The following is a 14044-nucleotide window of genomic DNA, read 5'->3' on the forward strand; positions in this document are numbered from 1 at the left end:
GATTTTGGGCCGGGGTGGCGGGCGCTCGCCCACGGCCCCGGCCTCGATGGTCTCGTTCGAACGCGGGCCCTCCGCTTGGCCCGAGCCGCTGCGCGGATCAGCTCCCGCAGACGCAATCCGTGGCGACCCCGGCCTTCACCGGGCTCTGGGCGGGTTCGAGAAGCTGCGCGTCAGAAGTGCAGCAGGCATTCGGCACGCCGTCCGCGCTCTTGCCGAGGGTGTCGGCGTCGGCCTTGACGACGTAGACCTCCCAGGGCTCCTTGCCGGGGGCGGTGACCCAGACCTTGTCCTGGAGCGCGTAGCAGCAGGAGGTGTCGTTCTCCTCGAAGGTGGCCAGGCCGGCGTCCTTGAGGCGGGTGGTGGCAGCCGTGACCTGCTCGGCGCTCTCCACCTCGACGCCGAGGTGGTCCAAGCGGGTCTCGACGCCGGGCTCGCCCTCGATGAGGACGAGCTTGAGCGGGGGCTCGGCAATGGCGAAGTTCGCGTAGCCGGGGCGGCGCTTGGCGGGCTCGGTGCCGAAGAGCTTGGAGTAGAAGGCGATGGAGCCTTCGAGGTCGGCGACACGCAGGGCGAGCTGGACACGGGACATGGCGGCCTCCAACAGGCTGGATCGATGTCTGTCAATACAACCTTGCGCACTGGATTGAAGTTCGTCAACATAGAAGCATGTCGAATCAGGAACTTCGGGTGCTCGGCCAGGACGACGACAGCGACGGTTGCTGCCCCGGTCTGCTCAGCGCCCCGCTGGACGAGGCCCAGGCCGCCGAACTCGCTCCGCTGTTCAAGGCGCTGGGTGATCCCGTGCGGCTGCGGCTGCTGTCGATGATCGCCTCCGGCCAGGGGGGCGAGGTGTGCGTCTGTGACCTGACCCCGGCGTTCGACCTGTCCCAGCCGACGATCTCCCACCACCTGAAGCTGCTGCGACAGGCCGGGCTGATCGACTCCGAGCGCCGGGGCACCTGGGTGTACTACCGGCTGGTCCCCGAGACCACCGACCGCCTCGCCGACATCCTCACCCGCCCCGCGGACTCGCCCGCACCCGCCGGGGCCGCCTCGTGAACACCACCGCCCGGGCGGACGCCCCGGTGGCCGGCCGGCTCTCGTTCACCGACCGCTATCTCGCGGTGTGGATCCTGGCCGCGATGGCGCTCGGCATCGGGCTGGGCCGCCTGGTCCCGGGCCTGGGTGACGCGCTGGCGAAGGTGACCGTCGCCGGTGTCTCGCTGCCGATCGCGCTCGGCCTGCTGGTGATGATGTACCCGGTGCTCGCCAAGGTCCGCTACGACCGCCTCGACACCGTCACCCGCGACCGCCGCCTGCTGGTGCCCTCCCTGGTGCTGAACTGGCTGGTCGGCCCGGCGCTGATGTTCGCGCTCGCCTGGCTGCTGCTTCCCGACCTGCCCGAGTACCGCACCGGGCTGATCATCGTCGGCCTCGCCCGCTGCATCGCCATGGTGATCATCTGGAACGACCTCGCCTGCGGCGACCGGGAGGCCGCCGCCGTCCTCGTCGCCCTCAACTCCGTCTTCCAGGTCATCGCCTTCGGCGCGCTCGGCTGGTTCTACCTGTCCGTCCTGCCCGGCTGGCTCGGCCTGGAGCAGACCGCCCTCAACGTGTCGGTGTGGGAGATCGCCCGCAGCGTGCTGATCTTCCTCGGCATCCCGCTCGCCGCCGGCTACCTCACCCGCCGTCTGGGCGAGAAGGCCCGCGGCCGGACCTGGTACGAGGGCGTGCTGCTGCCACGCATCGGCCCGTTCGCCCTGTACGGGCTGCTGTTCACCATCGTCATCCTGTTCGCCCTCCAGGGTCGCGCCATCACCTCGCAGCCCCTGGACGTCGCCCGGATCGCCCTGCCCCTGCTGGTCTACTTCGCCGTGATGTGGGCCGGATCACTGGCGATGGGCCGTGCGGTGGGCCTGGACTACCCGCGCGCCACCACCCTCGCGTTCACCGCCGCGGGCAACAACTTCGAACTGGCCATCGCCGTCGCCATCGCCACTTTCGGTGCCGCCAGCGGCCAAGCCCTCGCCGGGGTCGTCGGCCCGCTGATCGAGGTACCGGTTCTGATCGGCCTCGTCCACGTGGCCCTCGCCGCCCGCCGCTACTTCCCCCAGCCCGCCGTCGGCCGCCCGGCCGCCGCTCCTGAAGGGTCCGCCCGTGCCTGAGTCCAAGCCCTCGGTGCTGTTCGTCTGCGTGCACAACGCCGGCCGTTCCCAGATGGCCGCCGCGTTCCTCACCCGCCTCGGAGGCGACCGGGTGGAGGTCCGCTCGGCCGGCTCCGCCCCGGCCGAGACCGTGAACCCGGCCGTGGTCGAAGCCCTGGCCGAGGTCGGGATCGACATCTCCGCCGAGATCCCCAAGGTCCTGACCGTCGAGGCCGTCCAGGCCTCCGACGTGGTGATCACCATGGGCTGCGGCGACGCCTGCCCGTTCTTCCCAGGCAAGACCTACCTTGACTGGAAGCTGGACGACCCGGCCGGCCAGGGCATCGACGCGGTCCGGCCGATCCGCGACCAGATCGAGGCCCGAATCCGCAGCCTGCTCGCCGACCTCGGCGTCGAGGCCGCCGAATAGACCGGGCCCTACGTACCGCCGCCCGAGGACTTCGGCCGCCGCGCCGAGGACATCCTCAACGCGGGCAAGGCCATCTGGAAGCGCTGGCTGGAGTACGAGGCCGCCAAGTCCCGTACAGCACCGTCCCAGACCCCACCAGGCCTGCAACTTGGACTAGCCATCCAGCCGTACCAACCATGCTCATAGCGATCTCCCCTAAGCAGCCCCTTTCCCCGGAAACGGTAAGGCGTCATGTGCCCGATTGGATGATGACCGTCGGGGAGTCACAGGAAATCGCGGCGGGATTTCTACTCCTGGCGATAACAGAGATTTGGCTGGCCGACGGACAAGCAAGGCCGTCGCCTTGACCACGACCCGACACCTTCATGGTTGCATTTTCGGTTAAATTCGCCCCTGTCCAACACCTTTCAGCGCCGGGCCGGAAGGCCACTCCGCCGTAGGCCAAAAGGCCTACGCCGTTCCCGGACAGCCGAACGAACATTTGGAAGCGCGTCGGGGGCACCCCCCACGAGTTCGAATCTCGTATCCTCGGCCCTCGCCCGCCAGGGCAAACGAAGGGCCCGACCGCACTGCGGTCGGGCCCTTCATCGTCCTCTACGCCTATGCGTTCAAGCGCATGCGGCCGTTGAAGTGCCACCCGGTGTTGCCTCAAGTTGACGGCTCGCCCCGGAGAACGCCCGACCGACGTTGGCCTCGCCCGATCCCACAGCACGTTCTACCGATCAACAGCAGACGGCCCCGCGAGATCGAGACTGCGCTGCGCAGCTTCGATGAGCTGGTCATAGGTGACCACCGTGATCCGGGTCATGTTGCTGTTATAAGTCCTGATCGTCTCGGCGACCTGCTCCGCAGTGATCTTTCCTGTAACGAACGACGCATGCCCGACTACGACGGTCATCGTGGCGCGGCGGCAGTCGATGTTGAATTCGGCCAAGATCTGATGCCGATGCTCGTCGAGGCTTCGCAGGTAGTTCAGCGCCTGACCCGTCGCATCATTGATGTCGGCGCCGACCGTGAGGTGGTTGCGATGCTTCTTGATGAGACTGCTGATCTTGGCCTTCTTGATCTCTACACCATGCAGAGACCCATCCGGCCTGATCAGGGACAGGTCGAGCTGATCCTGCGCTGTCAGGTCCCGCCGAGCGGAGCCGGAGAGGAACTCCGCACCAAAAACCCAGGTCATGCGTTCCAGGCACTTCTGGAGATCACTCTCCGTGCTATCCGGGTTCTCTGCCACGACACGCAACTCAGCGAGATCGGTGCGCCTCCTCGCATGCTGCACAAGAGTCGCGAATGCCTGGGCTTCGTCGATCTCGCCGATCGCCTGGGCGGCTTCAGGATCGTGCTCCAGCAGGCTCAGCAGCCTTCGGACGGTGTCCGCTCCCGCACTGCCGCTCGCCTCGCAGATTGCCTCCGCCGGGGCCGCCTCGACTGGCGGTTCAGAACCGCTACGCCCAGGGGTCGCATCGCACTCGTCGTCCGTGCTAGCCAGCCGGAGACTCAGACTGATCCGGGGAGCCCTATCGAAAAAGTCGGACCCGTCAGCGAACGGTCGAATACCGTTCAGCTGGCGAAGCCGCAAAATCGGCGCCTGCCGCACCTGGACGAATTCCATATCTCCAAAGTTGCTGACTTTTGGCTCACCGGCCTCAATCCACCGGGCAACCGGGAGGTCCTCGACAACGGCGAACTCCCCAAGGTAGAAACACTCACCACGCCGCACCTCGAAGACACGCAACGGCAGTCCGCGTCGGAGATGGCTCAGCACTCCAAGATTCTCCATGGAAAGTTGATCACCAAGCTGCACTTGTCCAGGCGCGAGCAGCACATCCCCGCTCAGACGTGGAGTTAACTCGGCAACGGCGGGATCTCGATTCAGGAAGAGGAATACGTTTCGCGTTTTCGCACTTGGACCGGCCACAACCCGCGAGTTCCCACCATAGACATCGTGCAGTTGGGTACGACTGACCACAGACCCTGGGGGAATATTCCACGCCGAAAGCCAGTCCGCTGGCGGCTGCGGACGCTCAATCCATCGATTGAGCGCCTCCCATTGCGCATCTGTCAAAGAGATTGGCGTCAGGTCGCGGCCCGCTGCCCGAACGATCTGCCCCAACGTGGGAACACCCCACGAACCAGCCGAGAGCGGTGAGGCCGGAAATGGCCTGTCGAAGTCCACGCGCACCCTGCACCGAGCCGCACGGACCCCATCGGTCTGCGTGGTCTCCTCACCGTCCGGCTGGCCCCGAATCATCGACCGCAGAGACGCCGACGGCCCGATGACAGCCGTCTCGACAATCCGCCCGAGCGCGACGGCCCCGCCGCCACGCCCGCGGCGCCACAGCAGCACGGAGTCACCCGCATGGGCAGACGAGTCCGCGACCGCGAAGTGCCCGTTCTCCCACTCCTCGATCTTGGGACTCGCGCTGGACGCCGATCCCCTCTCCTGCGCCAGCAGCAACCAGCTCTTCACCGATTCTCCTCTCCGCGCGATCGGAGGGCACGTCACCCCCGTCGCCATCATCGCGCGCGCGACTGACAGGCCCTCAGATCACCCGCGAAACCGATCCCCGAAGCACCTTTTGGCCGTTCAGACGCCCGGAGGGCCAACGGACCAACAGCACACCGGTCTCAGTTCTGGTCTCATTCATCCCCGTCCAGCCGGGTTCGGCCGCCATCCGGCGGTTCGCTCCACTGCAGGTCATGACGGGTGTGAACCCTGGTAGGCACCGTTCGGGAGAATCGGAAGGCGTGTTGAGGGCAGGCCCTCACGAGTTCGAATCTCGTCTCCTCCGCCTCTGCCGGGCTGGGCAGTTGAAGGCCCCGACCGGGTTTCCGGTCAGGGCCTTCTCCGTCTCGCGATTGCAGTTCTGGTTGCGGTTGCCGACGACGCGCACGGGCCGATAGACCCCTCGGCATCACGGTTTCACCGGCCCGTGCCCATCGGGGCGAGGCCGAGATCCGCGAGCGCCGCCTCGCCCCGGACGGTGTGCTCCCCGCCGGCGAGTGCCATGGTCCGGGCCGACTGATATCGGCAGTCGGCGGCGTCGAAGGCGGCCGCTGTGGCGAGCAGCCGTTCCCGGTCGCCGGTGAGCAGTGCGTCGGCGCGCTCGACCAGGGCGCTCGCGATCGGGTTGCCCGCCACGGCGGCCCGGGCCTCGGTCACGTGATCGCGGGCGTCGGGGCTGCGGGCGAGGACGGCGGCTTCGGAGCGCAGGGCCGTGTACCAGTGGAGCCATGTCCACGTGACCCATCTCCAGACCGCGTCCGGCCCCGGCGTCATCCGCTCCAGTGCCTCCTGGGGCCGCCCCCGGTGGAGCAGGACCAGTGCTTCGAAGATCGCACCGTACCCGTAGGTCTCCCACGGTGATCCGCCCAGCTGTCGCGACACCGTGTCCCACGCGTGCCGGGCCTCATCGTCTCCGCGCAGACCGTGGATCATCGCCACGCCGGCCGCCGCCGGACCGAGGACCGACCCGGTCGGTCTGCCGGCCCGCTGCCAGCCTTCGAGGAACCGGCCGCTGACCGTCAGGACGTCCTCGACGTCGCCGGCGAGCGCGCCGGTCACCAGCAGCGCGCTGGTGGCACGATGGCCGACCTCGGTCAGCAGGGGGTGGTCCGCGAGCCGCCGTGCCCACCGGCGGGCGCCCGGCAGGTCTCCCGTGCCGAGGCTGGCCTCGGTGGCCTCGCCGAGCGCTTCGATCAGCTCGTGCGTGGCTGCGGGCGTGTCGGGCAGCGACTCCAGCAGCGCGGCCCGGCGGCGCGCCGTGGCCGCGGCGGCGAAGGCGTCGCCGGCCCAGCTCTGCGCGCCGACCAGCGTGTCGAGTGCTGCCGACTCGGCGAGCGGGTCACTGGTGCGGCGCGCGAGGGCGACCGCGCGCTCCGCCGCCGCGATCGTCCCCGCTGCGGCGTCCTCGACCGGCTGCTCGGCGGCGAAGGCCTCGGTGAGCATCCGTCCGGCCTCGGCCAGAGCCACCGCGGCCCGGGCCGCCGGGTCTTCGCCGGCCAGCTCACGCGCCTCGGTGATGAGCGCGCTCGCCTCCTTCGGCGGCAGGGGCTGGGCGAACTTGCTGGAGAACCGGTACGCGTCGGCGGCGGCGGTCGCCAGGTCGTGCGCGGCGGAGCCGAGGTCCCCGGACCGGCGGGCGGCTTCGGCGGCCTCGCGGCGCAGTCGGTGCATGTCGTCACCGTGCATCCGGCATCCCGCGACGGCGGCGGCGTGGCGCAGCATCTCCGCGGCGGTGGACGGGCTGTCGGTGAGTCCGGCCGCCTGTTCGTAGCGCCGCTGGGACTCGCCGATCAGCTGACGGGTGAAGGCCGCCTGTGCCAGGTGCCGCGCGAGCCGGCAGGCGTCCGCCCGCTGGTCCGGCTGCTCGGCCGCCCAGGTCAGGGCCGCGCGCAGGTCGTCGGCCACGGTGTCGAACCGGGCCCGCCGGTCGCTTCCCGTAACCGCGAGTGCGGCGGCGGCGGTCAGGGACCACCGCAGATGCCGAAGCCTGGCACCGGCCAACTCGCCCACGGCGGCGAGCCGTTCGGTCCCGTACAGGCGGATCGTCTCGGGCGTGCGGTACGCGGTCGCGGAACTCGATGCCGTCACCGTCAGCAGGCTCTGCTCGGCCAGCCGCGCCAGTCCGTCGGCGACGACGCCCACGTCGGACCCCGACACCTCGGCAGCCGCCCTGGCGGTGAACGGCGCCACGAACACCGAAATCCGTCGCAGGAGCAGCTGATCGTCCGGCTCCAGCAGGGCGTGGCTCCAGTCCAGCGCGGCCCGCACCGAGCGGTGACGGTCGTCGGCGCGCGAGCCGCCGGTCAGCATCCGCAGCGGATCGGACAGCGCGGCGGTGATTCCGTCCAGCCCGAGCGTGGGCAGCCGTGCCGCCGCCAACTCGATGGCCAACGCCATGCCGTCGAGCCGTTCGCAGACCTCGACGACACGCTCGCGCTGCGACGGGTCCGGCGCCCAGCCGACCGCCGCGGTCCGGCTGGCGAACAGCGCGACCGCGTCCGAGTCGCCACCGCCGGCCAAGGAGAACGGCGGGACGGTGTACACCTGCTCGAAGGGCACCATCAGCCGGGCCCGGCTGGTCGCCAGCACCGACAGCCGCGGGCACGCCCCGAGAAGCCGCTCCAGGAACGGCGCCACCCCGTCCCGGACCTGTTCGCAGTTGTCCAGCACCAACAGGGCGCGGCGACCGGCCAGCGCCGTGGTCACCGAATCCTCCAGGCGGAGACCCGGCTGCTCGCCCACCCCGAGCGCGGCGGCGACGGCGGCCCCGACCATGCCGGGCTCGGACACCGGGACCAGATCGACGAACCAGACGCCGTCCGGGAAGTCCTCGGCCGCCTGCGCGGCGACCGCCAGCGCCAGCCTCGTCTTGCCGACACCGCCGGGCCCGATCGCGACCACCTGGCGGTGCGTCCGGATCAGCCCGGCCAGTTCGGCGCACTCCGCGACACGGCCGACGAACGCGGTCAGCGGCCGCGGCAGGTCCGGTGCCGGCCGGGACGCCGCGCCGGAACGCGCCGGCACGCCCGGTACGGCCGCCCCCGCCGCCCCAACCGCCCCGACCGCCCGCTGTGCCAGCGCACGCCGGTCCGGCGCGTCGAACTTGCGCAGCAGCGACGAGACGTGGCTCTCGACCGTGCGCACCGAGATGAACAGCCGTGCCGAGATCTCGGCGTTGCTCAGACGCTCCCCGAGCAGCGCCAGCACCTCGGCCTCCCGGGCCGAGACCTCCCCTGTGGTGTCCACGGGGCCATTGTTGCGTACCCCGTTCCGTGGACGACTCCGTGGTGAGCACGGATGTGACCGCACCCCGTCGAGCGCGACGCTGTGAGCACAGCCGGTTCGGCCGGCCCGACCCCAGGAGCGCTCATGTCCGATCCCGCGACGTACGGATTCAAGACCGTGCTGCACCCCGTCACCGACCTGGCGAAGGCGAAGGCCGTCTACGCGGCGCTGCTGGGCACGGACCCGCAGACCGACTCGCCGTACTACGTCGGATTCGACGTCGCCGGCCAGCACATCGGCCTCGTGCCCGGCGGCGGCCCCCAGGGCATGACCTCGCCGGTGGCCTACTGGCACGTGCCGGACATCGAGGCGAGCCTGGCCGCGGTGACCGCCGCCGGGGCCGTCGTCGCCGAGCCCGTCCGCGACGTGGGCCGCGGCCGGCTGGTCGCCACCTTCACCGACGTCGACGGCAACGTCCTGGGTCTGATCCAGGACCAGTGACCCGCGGGCGCGCCGCCACCGATTCCCGAGCCGGACAGAACCAGAGCCAGGAGAGCGACATGACCACCGCGAAGAAGACCCCGAAGACCGAAGCGGCCGCCGGGTACGACGGCTTCACCGCCGACGAGCGCGCCGCGATGAAGGACCACGCGCTGGAGCTGAAGGCGGCCAAGCGACGAGGCGCGAAGGCATCCGCCGCCGACGGCGAGGCCGACGTCCTCGCGAAGATCGAGGAGATGGCCGAGCCGGACCGCGTCCTGGCGCATCAGGTCCACACCCTCGTCAGGACGGCGGCACCGTCGCTCACGCCGAAGCTCTGGTACGGCATGCCCGCCTACGCGAAGGACGGCAAGGTCGTCTGCTTCTTCCAGAGCGCGGCGAAGTTCAAGGCCCGCTACGCGACCCTCGGTTTCAACGACCCGGCGAACCTCGACGACGGCACCATGTGGCCCACCGCCTTCGCCCTGACGACCCTGACCGCCGCGGACGAGCAGCGGATCGCCGACCTCGTGACCCGCGCCGCGAGCTGAGACGCCCCGCGCCGCCGCACCTTCCGACCGTTCCAGCCGCCCCGACCGTTCCGGCCGTTCCAGCCGTTCCAGCCGTTCCGGCCCCCGAAGGAGCTCCGCCGTGCCCGTCATCGAATCCGTCATCCTCGAATCGCCCGAGCCCGGGACGGCCGAGGCCTTCTACTCCGCCGCGTTCGGCCTGGGCGACCGGCTGCGCTTCCGTGCCTCCGACGAGCCGACGACCGGCTTCCGCGGCCACGTGCTGTCGCTCGTGGTGTCCCAGCCGGGCACGGTCGACCTGTTCACCGCCTCGGCCCTCGACGGCGGCGCCGTCGTCGTCAAGCCGGCCAGGAAGAGCCTCTGGGGCTACGGCGGCGTGATCCGGACCCCGGACGGCGCCATCTGGAAGATCGCGACCTCGGCCAGGAAGGACACCGCTCCGGCCACCCGCAGGATCGACGACTTCGTCCTGCTCCTCGGCGTGGACGACGTCAAGACGACCAAGCGGTTCTACACCGACCACGGCCTGACCGTCGCCAAGAGCTTCGGCAACAAGTACGTCGAGTTCGACACGGCCCCGTCGCGCCTCAAGCTGGCCCTGTACCCCCGTCGAGCCGCCGCCAAGGACGCCGGGATCGACCCCGAAGGCACCGGCTCCCGCCGCATCGCCATCGCCGCCGACCACGACTTCACCGACCCCGACGGCCTGGCCTGGGAGGCCGCGCGCATCCGGGCCTGACCCGAGCCCGGACGAGGCGCGGGCAGTCGTCGAACCCCGCCTCGCGGGCAACCTCCGCACCTTCCGCGGGCAGAAGGCCCGAACCTCGGCGCACGGTCCGGGCCTTCGTCGTTTCCTGGTCACCGACCGCTCCGACGGAACGGACGCGGCACCGTCCCCCGGCCGCCGCGGATCACCGTGGAGATCACCCCACTCGGCGGTCGACCGGCAGCCACCGGGGGCTCGCCCGCCTGATCTGCGACGACGCGGTCCTCGGCGCTAGCCGACCGCGTCCGTCAGCCACTGGAGGGGGGTGCGGGGGTGCAGGCCGAGCACCGCCTGGGCGGAGCGCTCGGGGGCGATCGCGTTGTCCGGGAAGGTGCCGAGGAAGTCGTACAGTCCCGCCACGCCGGCGGCCGCGTCGGTACCGAGCAAGGGGGCGAGCAGGTCGCCGAAGGCCGCCGGGGTCAGCGCCTCGTAGGTGACGGCGTGCCCCAGGCGGGCGGCGAACGCCTCGGCGAGTTCGGGGCCGGTGACCGCGGGGCGCAGGCCGACCTCGATCAGACCGGTGACGTCCGGGCGGCCCAGCAGCGCGACCACGGCGTCGGCGACGTCCAGGTGCGAGACCCACGACACCGGGTAGCCGTCGGGCAGCGGGTAGCGCAGCACACCCTGCTCGCGGGCTCCGGTGACGACCGGCGGCAGGAGGAGGTTCTCCAGGAACAGGCGCGGCGCGATCACCGCGTGGGACAGGCCGCTCCGCCGCAGCCCGTCGATGACGGCCGTGACCGCCGGGTCGGCGAATTCCACGGGCGTGCCGCCGCTCGTGGAGAACACCACGCGGCCCGGGCGGGCGGCGTTCAGGGCGGCGACGACGTTGTGGGCGTGGCGCAGCCGGTCCTCCGGCCCGCCGAGGGGGAGGTGGACGAAGACGCCGTCCGCGCCGCGGTAGGCGTCGGCCAGCGTGTCGGTGGCGCGGAGGTCGACCGCCCGGACCCGAGCGCCGGCGACGACGGCCCCGGCGTTGCGGGTGAGGGCGGTGACGGGTGCGCCGACGGCGGCGAGGGCGGCGGCGACGGGGGCTCCTTGGGCGCCGGTGGCGCCATGGATCACGTAGCTCATGAACCCATTAGTGCATACAGTGCACCAGTTACTTCAACTGCACTATTGGCCTACAGTACCGATGTGTCCACCACTCCCCTCCCCGAGTGCGGCGTAGCCCGGTTCCTCGTCCTGCTCGAAGGACCCTGGGCCACGCTCATCGTGCGCGAGCTGCTGAACGGCCCGCACCGTTTCACCGAACTGCGCACCGCGCTGCCGCGGATCAGCCCGCACACCCTCACCAGCCGGCTGCGCCAGTTCGAGACCTACGGCCTCGTCACCCGGACCGCCTACCCCGAGATCCCCCCACGCGTGGAGTACCGCCTCACGCCGCTGGGCGAGGGCCTGGGACCCGTGCTCCAGACCATGGCCGAGTGGGCCACGTCGATCCCCGACCCCGCGCCCCCCGCGCACGGCCAGGACACCCCCCTCCCCCGCCAGCAGCCGTGAGTGACGCGCTCCACGGAGAACGGTGAGCACGTCAAGGTCGGAGGCCCGGCCCTCGGGGTGGGGCCGGGCCTCCGGGGCGCCCTGGGCAGGCGGGCGCCGGTCAGGGGGTGGGGACGCGGGTTGAGGTGTAGGTGGAGGTGGGGGTGTAGGCGGGGGCGGGGGTCGGGGTGTGGGTGGGGGCGGGCGGCGGGGTGGGGCGGAGGGGCCACCAGAGGGCGCGGCCGAGCAGCGCGGCCAGGGCCGGGACCAGGCCGAGCGAGAGGACGACGGCGGAGAGCAGGATGCCGAGCGTCAGGGAGAAGGCGATCTGCTCACTGCCGGGGGTGGTGGCGAGGCTGGCGAAGGAACCGGCCAGCACGAGGCCGGCGGTGGCGATGGCGGGGGTGGTGTGGCGGACGGCGCGGGCGACGGCGGAGCGGGCCGGGCCGGGGTGGTGCATCTCCTCGCGGATCCGGTCGGTGATGAGGATGTTGTAGTCGGTGCCCAGCGCGACGACGAACAGGAAGAGCACCAGGGGCAGGGTGAAGTTGACGCCGGGCTCGTCCAGCACGTGCTGGAACAGCAGGGTGGCGGCGCCGAGGGTGGCGGCGAAGCCGAGTCCGACGGCGAGCATCAGCACCACCGGGGCGAGCAGGCTGCGCAGCAGGAGCAGCAGGATCAGGGCGATGAGGGCTGCGGCGACCGGGAAGACGATCGTCAGGTCGTGGTCGACGGCGACGGCGATGTCGGCGAAGATCGCCGCCGTGCCGCCGACGTGGGCGCTCGTCCCGGCGGGGGTGTGGGCGGCGACGGCGGCTCGCACCGGGCCGGACGCCAGCTCGCGCGCCCGTGCGCTCTGCGGGTCGGCGGTGAGGAAGAGGTCGATCCGGGCGGCGCGGCGGTCCTGGTTGAGGACGGTGTCCGCCACCTGGCCGACGCCCTCCACCCCGGCGAGGGCGCGGGAGAGGCCGTTGAGCCGGGCGGGGTCGAGGGTGCCGCCGTCGTCGGCCGTGACGTAGACGGTGGTCGGGTCGGACACGCCGGCCGGCAGGGCCCGGGAGATCTCCGCGGCGGTGGCGGCGGCCGCCGTCCCGGAGCCACCGCCCTGGCCGTAGTCCATCCGGACCCCGGTCATCCCGGCGGCCAGGGCACCGAGCAGCACGACGGAGCCGAGCAGCAGGGCCAGCGGGCGCCGGGCGACGAACGCGCCGTAGCGGGCGGCCACGCCCCCGCGCGGTTCCCGGCGCAGGCTGCGGGAGGGCCAGAAGATCTTGCGGCCGCAGGCGGCGAGCAGGGCCGGCATCAGGGTGAGGCTGCCCAGCAGCATGACCAGGACGGCGACGGCGATCGCCGGGCCGAGCGAGCGGAACTGTCCGAAGGTCGCCACGCCCAGGGTGGCGAAGGCGGCCACGATGGTCAGCGCGGCGGAGGTGATGGCGGTGCCGACCCGGCCGGACACCTCGGCGGCCGCCTCGCGGGCGGGCTGCTCGGGCCGGGCGCGCAGGTGCTCCCGGAACCGGAAGAGCAGGAACAGCAGGTAGTCGACGCCGATGCCGAGCAGCACCACGGCGATCAGACCCGGGGTGGAGACGTCCAGCTTGAGGCCGGTGAGCTCCGCGGCCCCGGCCACCGCCCCGGTGGCCACGCCGCTGATGAAGGTGACCGCGAGCAGCGGCAGCACGGCCGCGAGCACGCTGCGGAACACCAGCACGTTGAGCAGCACGATCAGCCCGATGGTGAGGCTGCTGCCGACGAGCGCGGCGGTCCGGTTGTCGTCCGTGCTGTCGACGGTCTCGGCCAGGCCGCCGGTGAACCCGGTGCGCATCCCGGCGTCGGCGAACCGCTCCCGGGCGGAGTCCCGGAAGGTCCGGTAGACCTCCTGGACGCCCTCGTCCACGGCGCTGCCGGTCAGTTCGACGGAGATCAGCTCGAAGCTCCGGTCGGGCGCCGTCATCGCCGGGGCCACCCGAGGGGTCTGCGAGCGGTCGGGCGTGAGGAAGGCCGGCTCGTCCTCCTTCCTGGGCATGACGACCCGGCGCTTGCCGAGCTCGGCCGCCTCGGCCTCGATCCGCCGCTGGTCGCCTTCGGTGAGCGCCTTTCCGTCGCTCCGGGCGACCAGCACCGTGACCGTGGTGGCGTCGGGCTTCACCCCGAAGCGCTCCTCGGCGATGCGCAGCGCGGCGGCCGAGTCGTAGCTCTTCGGCAGGAAGTCACCGGTCTGGGCCTGGGTGACCCGGCCCAGCAGCATCGGGCTCAGCCCGGCCAGTACCAGTCCCAGTAGCGCCCAGAGGGCGATGACCTTCCACGCGTGTCTGGTGGAGAATCCGGTCAGTGCGCGGATCACGGGTGCCCTCCGGCGGATGGTCGCGAGCGTCGGCCAAGCCGGCCGGGGGTTCCCGGCCGGTCTCCAGACCATCAGGTGAAGGGGGTGCCGGGCGTCCGGGCAGCGGACGATCCGCGCCGGGGCCTCCGCTCCCC

At 71.5% G+C, this 14044-nt stretch carries 12 protein-coding genes and 1 tRNA gene; 8 read left to right on the forward strand and 5 right to left on the reverse strand.

Translation table 11 applies throughout. The features are described 5' to 3' along the window. Window positions 1-97: 97 nt before the first annotated feature. Window positions 98-589 (reverse strand): ArsI/CadI family heavy metal resistance metalloenzyme, encoded by a 492-nt coding sequence (locus ABD308_RS10985; protein WP_344331710.1) that lies wholly within the window; start codon window positions 587-589, stop codon window positions 98-100. A 77-nt stretch (window positions 590-666) separates the two neighbouring features. On the opposite strand from ABD308_RS10985, the gene ABD308_RS10990 reads away from it, so the two are divergent. From ABD308_RS10990 to ABD308_RS11005, 4 genes are all read left to right on the forward strand, one after another. Further along, window positions 667-1059, forward strand: coding sequence for an ArsR/SmtB family transcription factor (locus tag ABD308_RS10990; RefSeq protein ID WP_344331712.1), 393 nt, complete (start codon window positions 667-669; stop codon window positions 1057-1059). Beyond that, complete coding sequence (gene arsB, locus ABD308_RS10995) at window positions 1056-2165, forward strand: ACR3 family arsenite efflux transporter (protein ID WP_344331713.1); 1110 nt, start codon at window positions 1056-1058, stop codon at window positions 2163-2165. The genes ABD308_RS10990 and arsB overlap by 4 nt, the downstream gene beginning before the upstream one ends. Further along, window positions 2158-2574, forward strand: coding sequence for an arsenate reductase ArsC (locus ABD308_RS11000; RefSeq protein WP_344331714.1), 417 nt, complete (start codon window positions 2158-2160; stop codon window positions 2572-2574). The genes arsB and ABD308_RS11000 overlap by 8 nt, the downstream gene beginning before the upstream one ends. 415 nt (window positions 2575-2989) lie before the next feature. Continuing rightward, window positions 2990-3110, forward strand: a tRNA-OTHER gene (locus ABD308_RS11005). A gap of 179 nt (window positions 3111-3289) precedes the next feature. On the opposite strand, the gene ABD308_RS11010 is transcribed toward ABD308_RS11005, so the two are convergent. Continuing rightward, window positions 3290-5047, reverse strand: a complete 1758-nt coding sequence (locus tag ABD308_RS11010) for a Shedu anti-phage system protein SduA domain-containing protein (RefSeq protein ID WP_344331716.1) — start codon at window positions 5045-5047, stop codon at window positions 3290-3292. A gap of 453 nt (window positions 5048-5500) precedes the next feature. Continuing rightward, window positions 5501-8329, reverse strand: a complete 2829-nt coding sequence (locus tag ABD308_RS11015; protein ID WP_344331717.1) for an ATP-binding protein — start codon at window positions 8327-8329, stop codon at window positions 5501-5503. A gap of 123 nt (window positions 8330-8452) precedes the next feature. On the opposite strand from ABD308_RS11015, the gene ABD308_RS11020 reads away from it, so the two are divergent. The 3 genes from ABD308_RS11020 to ABD308_RS11030 all read left to right on the forward strand — a co-directional run bounded on the left by ABD308_RS11020 (window position 8453) and on the right by ABD308_RS11030 (window position 10057). Then, window positions 8453-8809, forward strand: coding sequence for a VOC family protein (locus tag ABD308_RS11020; RefSeq protein ID WP_344331719.1), 357 nt, complete (start codon window positions 8453-8455; stop codon window positions 8807-8809). Window positions 8810-8868: 59 nt separating this feature from the next. Next, entirely contained in the window at window positions 8869-9339 is a 471-nt protein-coding gene (locus tag ABD308_RS11025; RefSeq protein WP_344331722.1) for an iron chaperone, read from the forward strand. Between the two features lie 100 nt (window positions 9340-9439). Beyond that, on the forward strand, window positions 9440-10057 hold the full coding sequence (locus ABD308_RS11030; protein WP_344331725.1) for a VOC family protein: 618 nt from the start codon (window positions 9440-9442) through the stop codon (window positions 10055-10057). 258 nt (window positions 10058-10315) lie between these two features. Here ABD308_RS11030 and ABD308_RS11035 read toward each other — a convergent pair whose 3' ends face one another. Next, on the reverse strand, window positions 10316-11158 hold the full coding sequence (locus ABD308_RS11035) for an SDR family oxidoreductase (protein WP_344331727.1): 843 nt from the start codon (window positions 11156-11158) through the stop codon (window positions 10316-10318). A gap of 63 nt (window positions 11159-11221) precedes the next feature. Here ABD308_RS11035 and ABD308_RS11040 point away from each other — a divergent pair, with 63 nt between their 5' ends. Then, the gene (locus ABD308_RS11040) at window positions 11222-11587 is read left to right on the forward strand and encodes a winged helix-turn-helix transcriptional regulator (RefSeq protein WP_344331730.1); all 366 of its coding nucleotides are present in this window, start codon (window positions 11222-11224) and stop codon (window positions 11585-11587) included. Between the two features lie 100 nt (window positions 11588-11687). Here the strand turns inward: ABD308_RS11040 and ABD308_RS11045 are convergent, their stop codons facing one another. Continuing rightward, window positions 11688-13910 carry an MMPL family transporter gene (locus ABD308_RS11045; RefSeq protein ID WP_344331735.1) on the reverse strand — a complete coding sequence of 741 codons (2223 nt, stop codon included), beginning with the start codon at window positions 13908-13910 and terminating at the stop codon, window positions 11688-11690. Between the last annotated feature and the right edge of the window lie 134 nt (window positions 13911-14044).

This window comes from Kitasatospora putterlickiae (assembly GCF_039527695.1).
Classification (GTDB): domain Bacteria; phylum Actinomycetota; class Actinomycetes; order Streptomycetales; family Streptomycetaceae; genus Kitasatospora; species Kitasatospora putterlickiae.

Coding starts and splice junctions, on each gene's coding strand:
- ABD308_RS11035 (WP_344331727.1), bottom strand. CDS start 11,158: ATGAGCTACGTGATCCATGGCGCCACCGGCGCCCAAGGAGCCCCCGTC.
- ABD308_RS11025 (WP_344331722.1), top strand. CDS start 8,869: ATGACCACCGCGAAGAAGACCCCGAAGACCGAAGCGGCCGCCGGGTAC.
- ABD308_RS10990 (WP_344331712.1), top strand. CDS start 667: ATGTCGAATCAGGAACTTCGGGTGCTCGGCCAGGACGACGACAGCGAC.
- ABD308_RS10985 (WP_344331710.1), bottom strand. CDS start 589: ATGTCCCGTGTCCAGCTCGCCCTGCGTGTCGCCGACCTCGAAGGCTCC.
- ABD308_RS11020 (WP_344331719.1), top strand. CDS start 8,453: ATGTCCGATCCCGCGACGTACGGATTCAAGACCGTGCTGCACCCCGTC.